This window comes from Kitasatospora sp. NPDC001603, from assembly GCF_040298365.1.
Lineage (GTDB): Bacteria > Actinomycetota > Actinomycetes > Streptomycetales > Streptomycetaceae > Kitasatospora.
Genome location: NZ_JBEPAA010000007.1, coordinates 56,778 through 70,786, shown reverse-complemented (window position 1 = coordinate 70,786; position 14,009 = coordinate 56,778). Strand labels below are relative to the sequence as shown.

Below are 14,009 nucleotides of genomic sequence, written 5' to 3'. Positions count from 1 at the left end.
TCCGCGCGGGCACGGCCGGGTCCTCAGATCCAGCCGTGCTCGCGCGCGATCCGCACCGCCGCGTGGCGGTTCTCGGCGCCCAGCTTGCCGGCGGCCGAGGAGAGGTAGTTGCGGACGGTGCCCTGGGAGAGTGCCGCGCGCTCGGCGATCCCGGCGATCGAGGTGCCGTCGGCGGCCAGTTCCAGGACGTCCGTCTCGCGCGGGGTCAGCGGGGTCTCGCCCGCGCTGATCGCGTCCGCCGCCAGCTCCGGGTCCACGTAGCGGCCGCCCGCGCGCACCGTGCGGATGATCCCGGCGAGGTCCGCCGCCGAGACCGTCTTCGGCAGGAAGCCCCGCACGCCGACCTCCAGCGCCCGCTTCAGGTAGCCGGGTCGGCCGTGCCCGGTGACGATCATGGAGCGGCAGTCCGGCAGCAGCCGGCGCAGTTCGGTGGCCACCTCGATGCCGTCCAGCCCGGGCATCTGGAGGTCCAGCACCGCGATGTCCGGGCGGTGCGCCTGCGCCATCGCCACCGCCTCCGGGCCGGAGGCGGCCTGAGCGACCACGGTGATGTCGTCCTCCAGGGAGAGCAGCGCGGCCAGCGCCCCCCGGATCAGGTGCTCGTCGTCCGCGAGCAGCACGCGCACGGGGTCGGTCTCGGTCATCGGGGCCTTCTTCCGGACGGGAGCGGTGCGGTGGCGGACGGGGGCCGGAGCGGGACGCTGGCGAGCACCCGGAACCGGCCCGGCCCGGCCTCCGGGAGGGTCAGCTCGCCGTCGTGGGCGGCGAGGCGCTCGCGCAGCCCGTGCAGGCCCGTCCCGCTGCCCTGGGACGGGATCGGCACGGCCGGCACCCCGTCATTCTCCAGCTCCAGCACCACCCGGCCGTCCTCGCGGCGCAGCCGGATCGAGCAGTGCGCGGCCTCGCTGTGGCGCAGCGTGTTGGTGGTGGCCTCGCGGATCACCCAGCCGAGCACCGACTGCACCGGCAGCGGCAGTTCGTGCGGCTCCTCGCCCAGGTCGATCTCGCAGGCCACGTCGGCGGCGCGCAGCACGGCGCGGGCGCCGATCGCCTCGGCGTGCAGGTCCGCCGTGCGGTAGCCGCGGACGACGTCGCGGACCTCGCGCTGGGACTCCTGGGCGATCCGCTGCACCTCGGCCATCTGGTCGGCGGCCTCCGGCCGGCCGCGGCGGGCCAGTTGGGCGGCGAGTTCGCTCTTCAGCGCGATGGTGGTGAGGTTGCGGCCCATCACGTCGTGCAGGTCCCGGGAGAACCGCAGCCGCTCCTCGGCCACGGCCAGCCTGGACTGGGCCTCGCGGGCGGCGTCCAGCTCCCAGACCACGGACTGCAGCCAGGCGAAGCTGCGGCAGCTGGACCCGATGAAGGTGAGCGCGATCAGGTTGCCGACCAGCAGACCGGCCGTGGTCGCGCCGTCGAGCCCGGCGAGCAGGGCCGCGGGGGCGACCAGGAGCTGGGCCGTCACCCCGGTGAGGCAGGCCCGGCGCACCGGCAGGCCGACGCTCACCGGGCAGAAGGCGGCGGCCAGCAGGAGGGAGACGACCACGACGGTGAACGGCGGTGCGCCCGGGCTGTCCGGTCCGCCGTCGGCCGGGCCGAGCAGCAGGATCGCCCAGGAGCCGGCGATCGTCACGACGCCGAGGGTGAGGAGCCGGCGCAGGTGGTCGGTCGGCCGGTTCAGGTAGTGGTCGAGCGAGGCGCGCAGGGCCCGCAGGGTCAGCAGGGTGGTGGCCAGGCCGACGACCACGCTGACCTGGGCGCTGCCGCGGGTGTCCTCCCGGCCGGTGGGGGCGGCGATGGCCAGCACGATCATCGGGAGCAGGATCAGCGGGATGAAGTAGAGCGACCAGCGGAGGTACAGCTCGGTGCGCTGGGGTTTGCTGGACCCCTTCCAGCGCCGTCTCGGCGTCAGGACGCTCATCTCTCCCGCTCCCCCTTCGATCATGATCGTGCTGTGCCCTTCCTATCAGGTGGGGAGCGGGCGCCGGGGCGGGCCGGCTCCGGTCAGCGGCGGGGCTCCCAGCGGAACCAGCGGACGGCGCCCCAGGCGGCCAGGGCGAGCCAGACCATGCCGGTGACCAGGTGCGGGGCGGCGGGGGACCAGGTGCCGGCGAAGCCGGTGGCGGCGGCGGAGCCGTCGGTGCCGAACCAGCCGAGGCGGATCAGCTGGAAGGCCGGGGTGGTCGGGAGCAGCCGGCAGACGTCGGCCATCCGGTCGGGCATGACCTCCAGTGGGATGAACAGGCCGGAGCCGAACTGGGAGACCAGCAGGACCGGCATGGTGGTGATGCCGGCGCTCTCGACCGTCCTGGTGAAGGCGCTGGAGAGGGCGGCCAGCGCCATCAGGGTGCCGATCACCAGGACCAGCCCGGCGGCCATCAGCAGCGGGTTGACCGGCGCGCTGAGGTCCAGGGCGACGCCGCCGCCGACGGCGACCACGAGGCACATCAGCAGGGCCAGGGCGACCGAGGGCACCGCGGTGCCGGCCAGGATCTCGACGTCCCGCGCCTCGCCGGTGCGCAGCCGCTTGAGCACCAGCTCGCCGCGGCGGGCCACGTAGGCGGCGGTCAGGTTGTAGTAGACGACGAAGGCGAGCACCATCCCGATCGCCCCGTTGACCAGCAGCGAGTCGACGTCGAGGCCGGGGTGGGTCTCGGCCTGCTGTTCGAGCACGCCCCGCAGGGCGCCGATGAGCATCAGCGGCAGCAGCAGGGCCGTGAACATCGCGGTCCGGTTGCGCAGCAGCAGGGTGGCCTCGGCCCGGCCGAGGGCGAGCAGCCGGCGGACGGCGGTGGTTCGCGGGCCGGCGGCGGGACGGGCGGTGGCGGTGGTCATCGGGAGAGTCCCATCAGGCGGCGGAGGGTGGTGGGGGCGGCCGGGGCGTCGGCCGGGGGCTGGTGCGCGGCCTCGGAGGCGATGGCGAGGAAGGCCTCCTCCAGCGAGGCGCTGCGGGCGTCGAGGGCGCCGAGCGCGATGCCGTGCCGGGCGGCCCAGCCGAGCAGGTCGGTGAGGGTGGCCTGGAGCTGCCCGGTCTGCAGGGTGATCCGGCGGCCGTCGGCGACCAGGGTGGCCCCGGTCAGCGGCGGGAGCGAGGCTCCGGTGAACTCCGGGAGCTCGAAGGAGATCCGGGCAGGCCGGCCGGCGATGACCTCGGCGACGGTGCCGGTGGTGACGATCCGGCCGCGGTGCATGATCGCCAGGCGGTCGGCCAGCTCCTCGGCCTCCTCCAGGTAGTGCGTGGTGAGCAGCACGGTGGTGCCCTGGGCGCGCAGGTCGCGGACCAGCCGCCAGACGGAGGCCCGGGCCTCGGGGTCGAGGCCGGTGCTCGGCTCGTCCAGGAAGAGCACCTCGGGCCGGCCGAGCAGGGCCATCGCGAGGTCGAGCCGGCGCCGCTCGCCGCCGGACAGCTGCTTGACCCGGACGCCCCGGCGGTCGGCGAGGCCGACCAGCTCCAGCGCCTCCTCCAGCGGGCGGGCGCCGCTGGTCATCCCGGCCCAGCTGCGGCCGGTCTCGGCGACGGTGAGGTCGCCGGGGAAGCCGCCCTCCTGGAGCATGATGCCGATCCGGGGGCGGAGCGCGGCGCGCTCGCGGTAGGGGTCGTGGCCGAGCACCCGGACCGTACCGGCGGTGGGGGCGGCGAGGCCCTCGATCAGCTCCATGGCGGAGGTCTTGCCGGCCCCGTTGGTACCGAGCAGCGCGAAGAGCTCACCGCGGCCGACGGTCAGGTCGACCCCGCGCACCGCGTGGAAGCCGGTGGCGCCGGAGCCGTAGTGGCGGTGGAGGTCGGTGACCTCGATCACAGGGTCGCTCGCGGTGCGCGGCTGGCTCGTTTCCATGGCTCAAGCCTTCCGCCGCCGGGGCGCCCCGGGCAGTGCGGGCTCTCATGAGAAGGCGGTGCGGATCCACGGGTCGGCGGTGACAAATGTCATCGGCGCTCCGGCGGCGGGGCGGGCCGGGAATGCGGGGACGGCTGCTCGGGCGGGGCCCGGCACAACCGCGGGGAATGCCGAAGGGCCCCCTCGATCGAGGGGGCCCTTCGTACTGGAGCGGACGACGAGATTCGAACTCGCGACCCTCACCTTGGCAAGGTGATGCTCTACCAACTGAGCCACGTCCGCAGGTCAAGATATTGAGTTGTGCTGTGCTCGCGCACTGCGAGCGGACGACGAGATTCGAACTCGCGACCCTCACCTTGGCAAGGTGATGCTCTACCAACTGAGCCACGTCCGCACGGTGCCTGGTGGGGCACCGGCCGCCTCTTCGGATCTCTCCGTTGCGGCGACGAGGAATACTCTACCCCATCGGTCGGGGTGGTCGCCCCACCCTTTCGGGGCAGGTGGGACGACCGGGTCCGGCGGGGTCAGTTCGCCTCGGCGAACGCCTCGTACACGTGCTTGGGGATGCGCCCCCGGGCGGGCAGCTCCATGCCGCGCGACTGGGCCCAGGCGCGCACGGCGGCCGGGTCCGGGGTGAGCGCGGTGCGGCGGAAGGACTTACCGGTACGGCTCTGGCGGCGGCCGGCCGCGACGAACGGAGCGAGGGCCTCCCGCAGCTTTTCCGCGTTGTCCAGGGACAGGTCGATCTCGTACGACTTCCCGTCGACGCCGAAGTGGACGGTTTCCGCGGCTGCGCCGCCGTCCAGGTCGTCGGAGAGCGTGACGACTACACGCTGAGCCATGGGTGTCAATCCTCTCGGGCAATTCGGCCGAAGGGCGCGGGGTGCGCTCCCGTGGCCTGATGTGCACCACTCGCGCAAGCGCATACGGGCAGGCCCGATGGCGTGCCGGATACGCAGCACTTGCCGCGACAGGTGGCCCTATTCTGCACCCGAAGCGGGTCGAAATCGAAGAGTCCGGCTTTCTTTTCCGTATATTCACGTGTCTTCGGCGGGTGCCGGATACCCGGTGCACTCGGCTGGCCGATCTGTCCGGAGTGCCGGTATTCGGGTGCTCTTCGGCCGTTCTCGCTCGGGCCGTCGAATCCGGTGAAAAGGGGTGCCCGCCGGGGGGTACCGGGGAGGCGGAGCCCTTGTGGCGTAAGGGTCGTGGGTCTACGCGCGTCACCCTCCCCGGCCAGCAAAGTCGCCCGAAACCCCCGGTAGTCTGGAGTTCCCCCGCCTTCACGAAGACACCACCGGGAGTGCCAGTGGCACGCGTCGTAGTCGACGTCATGCTCAAGCCGGAGATCCTCGACCCCCAGGGACAGGCGGTGCAACGCGCACTGCCCCGTCTCGGATTCGCCGGGATCGCCGACGTCCGCCAGGGCAAGCGCTTCGAGCTGGAGCTGGAGGGCCCGGTCGACGACGCCGCGCTCGCCCGTATCCGCGAAGCAGCCGAGACCTTTCTCGCCAACACTGTGATCGAGGACTTCACCGTCCGCGTCGAGGAGGAGGGCAAGTGACCACCCGAGTCGGCGTCGTCACTTTCCCTGGTTCCCTCGACGACCGCGACGCCCAGCGCGCGGTCCGCCTGGCCGGCGCGGAGCCGGTCGCCCTCTGGCACCGTGACAAGGATCTCCACCAGGTCGACGCCGTCGTCCTGCCCGGCGGATTCAGTTACGGCGACTATCTGCGCTGCGGCGCCATCTCCCGCTTCTCGCCGGTGATGGACACCATCATCGAGCAGGCGAAGCTGGGAATGCCGGTTCTCGGTATCTGCAACGGCTTCCAGGTGCTGTGCGAATCGCACCTGCTGCCCGGCGCGCTCACCCGCAACGACTCGCTGCACTTCGTCTGCCGCGACCAGAAGCTGCGGATCGAGAACGCCGGCACCGCCTGGACCCGGGATTACTCGGCCGGCCAGGAAATCGTCGTCCCGCTGAAGAACGGCGAGGGCCGGTTCGTCGCCGACGAGCACGTCCTGGACGCGCTGGAGGCCGAGGGCCGGGTGGTCGCCCGCTACGTCGACGTCAACCCGAACGGTTCGTACCGCGACATCGCCGGCATCACCAACGCCGCCGGCAATGTCGTCGGTCTGATGCCGCACCCGGAGCACGCCGTGGAGCCGCTCACCGGTCCGAGCACCGAGGGCCTGGGCTTCTTCACTTCCGTCCTGAAGCAGCTGGTGAACGCCTGATGAGCCTCGACACCGTCAAGAACGCCGAGCAGACCCCGGACTCCGCCCAGCCGTGGTCCGAACTCGGCCTCAAGGAGGACGAGTACGCCCGCATCCGCGAGATCCTCGGCCGCCGCCCGACCGGCGCCGAGCTCGCGATGTACTCGGTCATGTGGTCGGAGCACTGCTCCTACAAGAGCTCCAAGGTGCACCTGAAGCAGTTCGGCGAGAAGGTTCCGCCGAACGACGCGATGCTCGTCGGCATCGGCGAGAACGCCGGTGTGGTCGACGTCGGCCAGGGCTACGCGGTCACCTTCAAGGTCGAGTCGCACAACCACCCCTCGTACATCGAGCCGTACCAGGGCGCGGCCACCGGCATCGGCGGCATCGTGCGCGACATCCTCGCGATGGGCGCCCGCCCGGTCGCCGTGATGGACCCGCTGCGGTTCGGCGCCGCCGACCACCCGGACACCCGGCGCGTGCTGCCCGGGATCGTCGCGGGCATCGGCGGCTACGGCAACTGCCTGGGCCTGCCCAACATCGGCGGCGAGGTCGTCTTCGACTCCTGCTACCAGGGCAACCCGCTGGTCAACGCGCTCTGCGTGGGCGTGATGAAGCACGAGGACATCCACCTCGCGCAGGCCTCCGGCGCCGGCAACAAGGTCATCCTGTACGGAGCCCGCACCGGTGGCGACGGCATCGGCGGCGTCTCGGTGCTCGCCTCGGAGACCTTCGACGCGACCGGGCCCGCCAAGCGCCCGGCCGTTCAGGTCGGTGACCCGTTCCAGGAGAAGCTCCTCATCGAGTGCACCCTGGAGATCTTCTCCGAGAAGCTCGTCAAGGGCATCCAGGACCTCGGCGGCGCCGGTCTCTCCTGCGCCACCTCCGAGCTGGCCTCGGCCGGTTCGGGCGGCATGCGGATCGAGCTCGACACCGTGCCGCTGCGCGACAAGACGCTCTCGCCGGAGGAGATCCTCATGAGCGAGTCGCAGGAGCGCATGTGCGCCATCGTCGAGCCCGGCAAGGTCGACCGCTTCCTGGAGATCTGCGAGAAGTGGGACGTCATCGCCACCGTCATCGGTGAGGTGACGGAGGGCGAGCGGCTGGAGATCTTCTGGCACGGCGAGCTGGTGGTCGACGTGCCGCCGCGCACCGTCGCCCACGAGGGCCCGACCTACCAGCGCCCGTACGCCCGCCCGAGCTGGCAGGACGCGCTGCAGGCCGACGCCCCGAGTGCCGAGCGGCTCGCCCGCCCGACCACCGGCGAGGGCCTGAAGGCCGACCTGCTCAAGGTCGCCGGCAGCCCGAACCAGGCCTCCAAGTCCTGGATCACCGACCAGTACGACCGCTACGTGCTCGGCAACACCGTCCTCTCGGTGCCCGAGGACTCCGGCATGATCCGGATCGACGAGGAGACCAACCTCGGCGTCTCGGTCGCCACCGACGGCAACGGCCGCTACACCAAGCTGGACCCGTACACCGGCGCCCAGCTGGCCCTCGCCGAGGCGTACCGCAACGTCGCCGCCGGCGGTGCCAAGCCGCTCGCGATCTCCGACTGCCTCAACTTCGGCTCCCCCGAGGACCCGGACGTGATGTGGCAGTTCGCCGAGGCCACCCGCGGCCTGGCCGACGCCTGCCTGGCGCTCGGCACCCCGGTCACCGGCGGCAACGTCTCGCTGTACAACCAGACCGGCGAGACCGCCATCCACCCGACCCCCGTGGTCGCGGTGCTCGGCGTGATCGACGACGTCACCCGCCGCACCCCGATCGGCTTCGCCGAGGAGGGCCAGCTGCTCTACCTGCTCGGTGACACCGAGGACGAGCTGGGTGGCTCGGCCTGGACGCAGGTGGTCCACGACCACCTCGGCGGCCTGCCGCCCAAGGTCGACCTGGACCGCGAGAAGCTGCTCGGCGACATCCTGATCGCCGCCTCGCGCGACGGCATGATCGACGCCGCGCACGACCTCTCCGACGGCGGCCTGGGCCAGGCCCTCGTGGAGAGCTGCCTCAAGGGCGGCCACGGCGCCCGGATCATCGTGCCCGAGGGCCAGGACCCGTTCGTGTTCCTGTTCTCCGAGTCGGCCGGCCGCGCGGTCGTCGCGGTGCCGCGCAGCGAGGAGCTCCGGTTCAACGACATGTGCACCGCGCGTGGCCTGCCGGCCACCCGGATCGGTGTGGTCGACGGTGATGTCCTGGACGTCCAGGGCCAGTTCACCGTCTCGCTGGCCGAGCTGAAGGACGCCCACACCGGCGTCATCGAGGCCCTGCTCGCCTGATCCGCGTGCTCCGAGGGGCGGACGGTTCCACGGAACCGTCCGCCCCTCGGCGTATGTTGGGGCGCATGCCCGCCAAGTCCCGTACGTACCAGCCCGCCAAGGTCCAGGCCGCGCTGGTGGAGCAGACCACAGCGCTGCGCGACACCGTCCGGGCGCTCTGCGCCCGCCCGGACGCCGCCGACCTGCTCGCCCGGCCCACCCGGCTGGGCACGTGGACGGTGCGCGAGCTGATCGCCCACCTCGGCGTCCAGGTCGACTGGGTGCCCGCACACCTGGACGACCCGCTGGAGGGCCGGCCGCCGCTGGACCTGCCGCGGTGGGTGCGGCGGGTCGGTACGCTCGCCCCGCTGCTGGACGAGCAGGCCAGGACGCGGGCGGCGGGGGAGTACGGCGGTGACCCGGCCTCGGTCGCGGAGGCCTTCGGGCGGGCGGCCGACGGGCTGATCGCCGTCCTGGCGGACGCCGGCACGGCCGACCCGGGCCGGCGGTTCGAGATCCGGCTGGGCTCGATGACGCTCACCGACATGCTGGTGACCAGGCTGGTGGAGACGGTGGTGCACGCCGACGACCTGGCCGACGCGGTGGGCACGGCAGCCTTCCCGCACGCCCGGCAGGCGCTGGCCGCCGTCACCCGGCTGCTGGCCGACGCCCTCGCCGACCAGGCGCCCGGCGGCGCGGTCGAGCTGCGGATCCCGCCGTACGCCGTGGTGCAGGCCGTCGAGGGCCCCCGGCACACCCGGGGCACCCCGCCGAACGTGGTCGAGACCGACCCGCTGACCTGGATCCGGCTCGCCACCGGCCGGACGGACTGGGACGCCGCGGTGGAGGCCGCCGCGCTCTCGGCCAGCGGTGAGCGCAGCGACCTGCGGGCCCATCTGCCGGTCCTCGGGTAGGACGCCCGGGACCGGCCGGGGCCCTACGGGCGCAGCTGGGCGGCGAGCCGCTCGGTGGCCTTGCGGAGCGCCTCCCCGGTCAGGGCCTGCTCCGGCCCGGCGTCCGAGGAGCTCTGGGAGAGGGTGAGCGCGATGTCGCCCTTGCCGTTGGCCGCGACCCGGGCGACGCCCACCGACTCCGCGCCCGGGGTGAGCTTGGTCTGGCCGGCCGTCGGCTGCGCTTCGGCGAACCGGGTCAGCTGGTCGACGCCGATGCCCCCCGCCTTCTGGATGTACGGCAGCATCATGTTGATCGCGACCCCGTTCTCCGGCACGGCCAGCAGGTCGATCTGGATCGGGGCCGAGCCGACCGTGTAGGCGCAGGTCACCCAGGCGGTCGGGGGAGTGGCCGGGACCGAGGCCATCGAGGGCGGCGCGGAGAAGCCGGAGGGCCAGGGCTCGGCCGGCCTGCCGTTGCCGAGGTCGGTGGTGACCGCCGGCCCGCCCTTGGACCCGGGGGTCACCGGGCGGTCGATCCCGGCCGCCTTCAGCGCCGCCGGGAGGTCCAGACCGAACGGGCACGGGCCGGTCCCGGCGAGCCCCTGGGCGGTCGACCGGACGTGGTCGTAGGAGAGGCTGCCGGTGCCGGTGACGCCTCCGGAGGAGGAACAGGCGGCCGTGCCGAGGAGGATCCCGGCGGTGCCGGCCACGGTGAGGAGGCGGCGGCGCCCTGCTGCGGTGCGGTCTGCGGTCATGCGATCAGCCTAGAACGGCCTTGTACCGGTGGGTCGGTGAACGGGTATCGGATCCGTTCCGACGCGGGCGGGCTCCGGTCGGGCTCCGGGCGGGCTCCGGTCGGGCTCCGGTCGGGCGCGCTCTCCGGGCGCTCGGCCTGCCGCTCAGGACCTGCGGCTCAGAGCACCGACGGGCCGCTGAGGTAGCTGCCGTCCGCCGAGTACGGCCAGGCGTTGGGTTCGCAGCCCTTGAGGCCGTAGATCTGCTGCATCATCGCGGGCGCCGGCTTGCCCTTGCCCGGGCAGGTCTCGTGCCCGTGGCCGATCCGGTGGCCGACCTCGTGGTTGACGATCAGTGCCCGGTACTCGTCGATCGGTCCGCTGAACTGGGGTGAACCGGTGTTCCAGCGCTTGACGTTGACCAGCACCTGGTTGCCGACGTTGCAGTTCACCTCGCCGTGGGTGTCCAGTCCGGCGGCCCCGCAGATCCGGTCCACGGCGGCCGGCGACGCGATCTTCACGGTGAAGTCGTAGGCACCGCTCGACACCAGCTGGAAGCCGTTCCTGCGGTCGTTGGTCCAGCCCCGGGGGTCGGCGAGGATGCTCTGGACCTGGGCGGCGGCCGCGGCCGGATCGATCCCGATGCCGTCCTCGACCTCGACCCGGTAGCGGCGGACGGTGCCCTTGCCGACCGCCGCGGCCGCGCCCGGGGCGACGGTGAAGGTGCCCGCGCCCCGGGCCGGGCCCGGGGTGCCCGGCGAGGCCGGTCCGGGCGTCGGACCGGGAGCCGGTGGCGGGGGCGAGGTCGGGGTGGGCGCCGGGGTCGGGGTCAGGGCCGGGGTCAGGGCCGGGGCGGCGGGCGCGGCGGCGGGCGGGGTGCTCGCCTCGGGCGGGGCGATCCGGCCCTGCGCGGTCGGCCCGGTGGTCGGTCGCGGCTCGGGGCGGTCGAGCATGAGCAGTGCCCCGCCGAGGACGGCCAGCGCCGCCACCAGCGCGGTGATCATGCCGGGGCGGATCCGGCGGCGCCTGCGCCGGGCACCGGTGGCGCGGGGGCGGCCGGTGCGGGAGCCGCCGGTGCGTTCGCCGGCCGGGCCGGAGCTGCGCGCGCGGGAGCGGCGTCGGTCGGGTCTGGCTGCGGGCACGTCTGGGCTTCCTGTCGGACCTGTGGGGTCGCCAAAGCCGTTCGAACCTCTGTGCGCCCCCCTCGCACGGACCACCCTGACACGGAGACCCGACGGCTGTCCACGTACCGGATGCGCGTCCCGGCATGCGGCCGCCCCCGTACGGGCCGGAGGGCGGGTACGGGGGCGGCCGGGCCGGGCGGGTCGGCCCGGGGCGCTACCTGGGGGCGGGCGGGTCAGCCCAACGTGGCGGCGGCGGTCGGCGAGCTGTCCCGGAGGAACTGGGCGCAGCGCTCGGCCTCCTCCTTCTCGTCGATGGCGGCGGCGGCCCGGCCGAGGCCGTGCAGCGCCCGCAGGAAGCCGCGGTTCGGCTCGTGCTCCCACGGCACCGGGCCGTGGCCCTTCCAGCCCGCCCGGCGCAGCGAGTCCAGCCCGCGGTGGTAGCCGGTGCGGGCGTACGCGTAGGACTCGACGGTGCGGCCGGCGGCGAAGGCGTCGTCGGCGAGCTGAGCCCAGGCCAGCGAGGAGGTCGGGTACTTCGCCGCGACCTCGGCCGGGGAGGCGCCGCCGGCCAGCAGCTCCAGAGGAGCGGGCTCGGCGGGGAGGTGCGTCGGGGGCGGACCCCCGAGGAGGTTCTGGTGAATGCTCATGGCCCCCAGTGAACCACTGGGGGCCATGAGCCGGGGACCGGCCCGGGGAAAGCGCCGGGACTCCGGTGGTGCCTCGGGTCGGGCGGGTGCCCTGCTTCGGGCCCGCCTTACTTCGGGCGGGTGCCTTACTTCAGGCGGGTGCCGGCCGAGCGCAGCTGCTGGGCGGCCTCCAGCACGCGGGCGGCCATGCCGGCCTCGGCCAGCTTGCCCCAGGTGCGCGGGTCGTAGGTGTTCTTCTTGCCGACCTCGCCGTCGACCTTCAGCACACCGTCGTAGTTGCGGAACATGTGGTCCACGACCGGACGGGTGAAGGCGTACTGGGTGTCGGTGTCCAGGTTCATCTTCACGACGCCGTTCTCCAGCGCGGTGGCGATCTCCTCGGCGGTGGAGCCCGAGCCGCCGTGGAAGACGAAGTCGAACGGGTCGGTCTTGCCGTACTGCTTGCCGATCGCGTCCTGCAGCTCGCGCAGCAGCTCCGGCTTCAGGACGACGTTGCCCGGCTTGTAGACGCCGTGCACGTTGCCGAACGAGGCGGCCAGCAGGTAGCGGCCCTTCTCGCCCAGGCCCAGCGCCTCGGCGGTGCGGACCGCGTCGTTGACGGTGGTGTACAGCTCGTCGTTGATCTCGTGCGTGACACCGTCCTCCTCGCCGCCGGTCGGGGTGATCTCGACCTCAAGGATGATCTTGGCGGCGACGGCCTGGGCCAGCAGCTCCTCGGCGATGGACAGGTTGTCGTTGAGGGTCTCGGCGGAGCCGTCCCACATGTGCGACTGGAACAGCGGGTTGAGGCCCTTGGCCACGCGCTCGGCGGAGATCGCCAGCAGCGGGCGGACGTAGCCGTCCAGCTTGTCCTTGGGGCAGTGGTCGGTGTGCAGCGCGACGGTGATGTCGTACTTGGCGGCGACCACGTGCGCGAACTCGGCGAGCGCGACGGCGCCGGTCACCATGTCCTTGTTGTGCTGACCCCCCAGGAACTCCGCACCACCGGTCGAGATCTGGATGATGCCGTCGCTCTCGGCCTCGGCGAAGCCGCGCAGCGCGGCGTGCAGGGTCTGGGACGAGGTGACGTTGATGGCCGGGTAGGCGAACTTGCCCGCCTTGGCCCGGTCGAGCATCTCGTTGTAGACCTCGGGAGTTGCGATGGGCATGCGAATCCGCTCCTGTCGGGTTGCGGCGTACGGACGGTGCTGTCCGACGCTGTGTACGCCTGTTACGACTCCGGGGTACCGGGGCCGACGCGCGGCTCTGCGGGGCGGCCACCAGTACCAAGGTTCGAGGCGGCCACCGCGGTACGACAATGAGGGTGTTGCGACCGCGGTCCGGACGCCGGGAGCCATCTTCCCATCCCGGGCCCCGGCGCCACCATGTGGCCCGCCTGTCGGGACGGCCGCGCACGTGCGACGAAGGGATGACCACCGTCTCGCCCCCCGGGCGGAAGCCCGCGTCAAGACGGGCCCGCTATCCTGCGCCCGTGGACTACAACCAGCTGGCCGTCAACTTGCTCGACGCCAAATCACTGATCTCGTCCCTCGGTGCCATCGGGCTGATCGCGATCATCTTCGCCGAGACCGGCCTGCTGGTCGGGTTCTTCTTCCCGGGCGACTCACTGCTGATCATCGCCGGGGTCGCCTCCTCGAACGCCGCGTCGTCGGTGCTCGGGGAGGGCACGAAGCTGCCGATCGCGGCCCTGCTGATCGGCGCCCCACTGGCCGCCGTCGCGGGTGCCCAGCTCGGGCACCTGATCGGGGTGAAGGTCGGACCGAAGATGTTCGACAAGCCGGAGTCGAAGATCTTCCGGCGCGAGTACGTGCTGAAGGCGGAGGAGTACTTCAACAAGTTCGGGCCCGGCAAGGCCGTGGTGCTGGCCCGCTTCATGCCGATCGTCCGGACCTTCCTGAACCCGGTCGCGGGCACCCTGGAGATGCCGGCCCGGACGTTCTTCCTCTGGAACGTGATCGGCGGCGTGCTGTGGACCGAGTCCATGCTGCTGATCGGCTACTTCTTCGGTGACGCGCTCGCCCCGGTGATCGACAAGTACCTGATCCCCGCGGTGCTGCTGATCGTGCTGCTCTCGGTGTCGCCGATCCTCGTCGAGGTGGTGCGCGAGCGCCGGAAGAAGAAGGCCGGCGGTGCCGAGGCCGCCGACGCCGAGACCGCCCAGGCAGGTGCCGGGCGCCACCGCCGCGGCTGAGCGCCCCACGACGAACGGCCGGGGCCGGGGGGGGGGGGGGGGGGGGAAAAAAGCCCCCCCCCCCCCCGGGGGGGGGGGGCGGGGGGGGGGGGGGGGCGGGGGCGGGGGGGGGCGC

14 protein-coding genes and 2 tRNA genes are annotated in these 14,009 nt (G+C 72.9%); 5 read left to right on the top strand and 11 right to left on the bottom strand.

Going from position 1 to position 14,009, the window contains the following annotated elements:
- Nucleotides 1-23: 23 nt before the first annotated feature.
- The 7 genes from ABT263_RS07205 to ABT263_RS07175 form a co-directional block, all read right to left on the bottom strand.
- Complete coding sequence (locus tag ABT263_RS07205) at nt 24-644, bottom strand: response regulator (RefSeq protein ID WP_329488741.1); 621 nt, start codon at nt 642-644, stop codon at nt 24-26.
- Complete coding sequence (locus tag ABT263_RS07200; protein ID WP_352288474.1) at nt 641-1,918, bottom strand: sensor histidine kinase; 1,278 nt, start codon at nt 1,916-1,918, stop codon at nt 641-643. The genes ABT263_RS07205 and ABT263_RS07200 overlap by 4 nt, the downstream gene beginning before the upstream one ends.
- Before the next feature lie 83 nt (nt 1,919-2,001).
- Nucleotides 2,002-2,832 (bottom strand): ABC transporter permease, encoded by an 831-nt coding sequence (locus tag ABT263_RS07195; RefSeq protein WP_352288472.1) that lies wholly within the window; start codon nt 2,830-2,832, stop codon nt 2,002-2,004.
- Nucleotides 2,829-3,833, bottom strand: a complete 1,005-nt coding sequence (locus tag ABT263_RS07190) for an ABC transporter ATP-binding protein (RefSeq protein WP_352288471.1) — start codon at nt 3,831-3,833, stop codon at nt 2,829-2,831. Before ABT263_RS07190 ends, ABT263_RS07195 begins: the two co-directional genes overlap by 4 nt.
- Nucleotides 3,834-4,039: 206 nt before the next feature.
- Nucleotides 4,040-4,115, bottom strand: a tRNA-Gly gene (locus ABT263_RS07185).
- A 39-nt stretch (nt 4,116-4,154) separates the two neighbouring features.
- Nucleotides 4,155-4,227: transfer RNA gene (locus ABT263_RS07180), tRNA-Gly, on the bottom strand.
- A 130-nt stretch (nt 4,228-4,357) separates the two neighbouring features.
- Nucleotides 4,358-4,675, bottom strand: a complete 318-nt coding sequence (locus tag ABT263_RS07175; RefSeq protein ID WP_238860361.1) for a histone-like nucleoid-structuring protein Lsr2 — start codon at nt 4,673-4,675, stop codon at nt 4,358-4,360.
- Between the two features lie 467 nt (nt 4,676-5,142).
- Between ABT263_RS07175 and purS the strand changes: the two genes are divergently transcribed.
- The 4 genes from purS to ABT263_RS07155 all read left to right on the top strand — a co-directional run bounded on the left by purS (nt 5,143) and on the right by ABT263_RS07155 (nt 9,219).
- The gene (gene purS / locus ABT263_RS07170) at nt 5,143-5,397 is read left to right on the top strand and encodes a phosphoribosylformylglycinamidine synthase subunit PurS (RefSeq protein ID WP_033250393.1); all 255 of its coding nucleotides are present in this window, start codon (nt 5,143-5,145) and stop codon (nt 5,395-5,397) included.
- Nucleotides 5,394-6,071: a phosphoribosylformylglycinamidine synthase subunit PurQ gene (purQ, locus tag ABT263_RS07165; protein WP_329488736.1), complete on the top strand. Its 678-nt coding sequence runs from the start codon at nt 5,394-5,396 to the stop codon at nt 6,069-6,071. The genes purS and purQ overlap by 4 nt, the downstream gene beginning before the upstream one ends.
- A complete protein-coding gene (gene purL / locus ABT263_RS07160) occupies nt 6,071-8,326 on the top strand; it encodes a phosphoribosylformylglycinamidine synthase subunit PurL (RefSeq protein WP_329488735.1) in 2,256 nt (751 codons plus the stop codon). The genes purQ and purL overlap by 1 nt, the downstream gene beginning before the upstream one ends.
- A gap of 65 nt (nt 8,327-8,391) precedes the next feature.
- Entirely contained in the window at nt 8,392-9,219 is an 828-nt protein-coding gene (locus ABT263_RS07155; RefSeq protein ID WP_352288468.1) for a sterol carrier family protein, read from the top strand.
- Nucleotides 9,220-9,242: 23 nt separating this feature from the next.
- Here the strand turns inward: ABT263_RS07155 and ABT263_RS07150 are convergent, their stop codons facing one another.
- The 4 genes from ABT263_RS07150 to fbaA form a co-directional block, all read right to left on the bottom strand.
- On the bottom strand, nt 9,243-9,953 hold the full coding sequence (locus tag ABT263_RS07150; protein ID WP_352288466.1) for a hypothetical protein: 711 nt from the start codon (nt 9,951-9,953) through the stop codon (nt 9,243-9,245).
- Nucleotides 9,954-10,111: 158 nt separating this feature from the next.
- Entirely contained in the window at nt 10,112-11,074 is a 963-nt protein-coding gene (locus ABT263_RS07145; RefSeq protein WP_352288465.1) for a DUF3152 domain-containing protein, read from the bottom strand.
- 215 nt (nt 11,075-11,289) lie between these two features.
- Nucleotides 11,290-11,703 (bottom strand): DUF3151 domain-containing protein, encoded by a 414-nt coding sequence (locus ABT263_RS07140; RefSeq protein WP_352288463.1) that lies wholly within the window; start codon nt 11,701-11,703, stop codon nt 11,290-11,292.
- Nucleotides 11,704-11,828: 125 nt separating this feature from the next.
- Nucleotides 11,829-12,851, bottom strand: a complete 1,023-nt coding sequence (fbaA, locus tag ABT263_RS07135; RefSeq protein WP_329488730.1) for a class II fructose-bisphosphate aldolase — start codon at nt 12,849-12,851, stop codon at nt 11,829-11,831.
- A gap of 323 nt (nt 12,852-13,174) precedes the next feature.
- Between fbaA and ABT263_RS07130 the strand changes: the two genes are divergently transcribed.
- Nucleotides 13,175-13,894 carry a DedA family protein gene (locus ABT263_RS07130; RefSeq protein ID WP_329488729.1) on the top strand — a complete coding sequence of 240 codons (720 nt, stop codon included), beginning with the start codon at nt 13,175-13,177 and terminating at the stop codon, nt 13,892-13,894.
- Nucleotides 13,895-14,009: the final 115 nt, after the last annotated feature.

Bases quoted from the DNA above. Each gene is read 5' to 3' on its own strand.
- ABT263_RS07150 (WP_352288466.1), bottom strand. From the start codon at position 9,953: ATGACCGCAGACCGCACCGCAGCAGGGCGCCGCCGCCTCCTCACCGTG.
- ABT263_RS07190 (WP_352288471.1), bottom strand. From the start codon at position 3,833: ATGGAAACGAGCCAGCCGCGCACCGCGAGCGACCCTGTGATCGAGGTC.
- ABT263_RS07205 (WP_329488741.1), bottom strand. From the start codon at position 644: ATGACCGAGACCGACCCCGTGCGCGTGCTGCTCGCGGACGACGAGCAC.
- ABT263_RS07155 (WP_352288468.1), top strand. From the start codon at position 8,392: ATGCCCGCCAAGTCCCGTACGTACCAGCCCGCCAAGGTCCAGGCCGCG.
- purL (WP_329488735.1), top strand. From the start codon at position 6,071: ATGAGCCTCGACACCGTCAAGAACGCCGAGCAGACCCCGGACTCCGCC.
- ABT263_RS07140 (WP_352288463.1), bottom strand. From the start codon at position 11,703: ATGAGCATTCACCAGAACCTCCTCGGGGGTCCGCCCCCGACGCACCTC.
- fbaA (WP_329488730.1), bottom strand. From the start codon at position 12,851: ATGCCCATCGCAACTCCCGAGGTCTACAACGAGATGCTCGACCGGGCC.
- ABT263_RS07195 (WP_352288472.1), bottom strand. From the start codon at position 2,832: ATGACCACCGCCACCGCCCGTCCCGCCGCCGGCCCGCGAACCACCGCC.
- ABT263_RS07200 (WP_352288474.1), bottom strand. From the start codon at position 1,918: ATGAGCGTCCTGACGCCGAGACGGCGCTGGAAGGGGTCCAGCAAACCC.
- ABT263_RS07175 (WP_238860361.1), bottom strand. From the start codon at position 4,675: ATGGCTCAGCGTGTAGTCGTCACGCTCTCCGACGACCTGGACGGCGGC.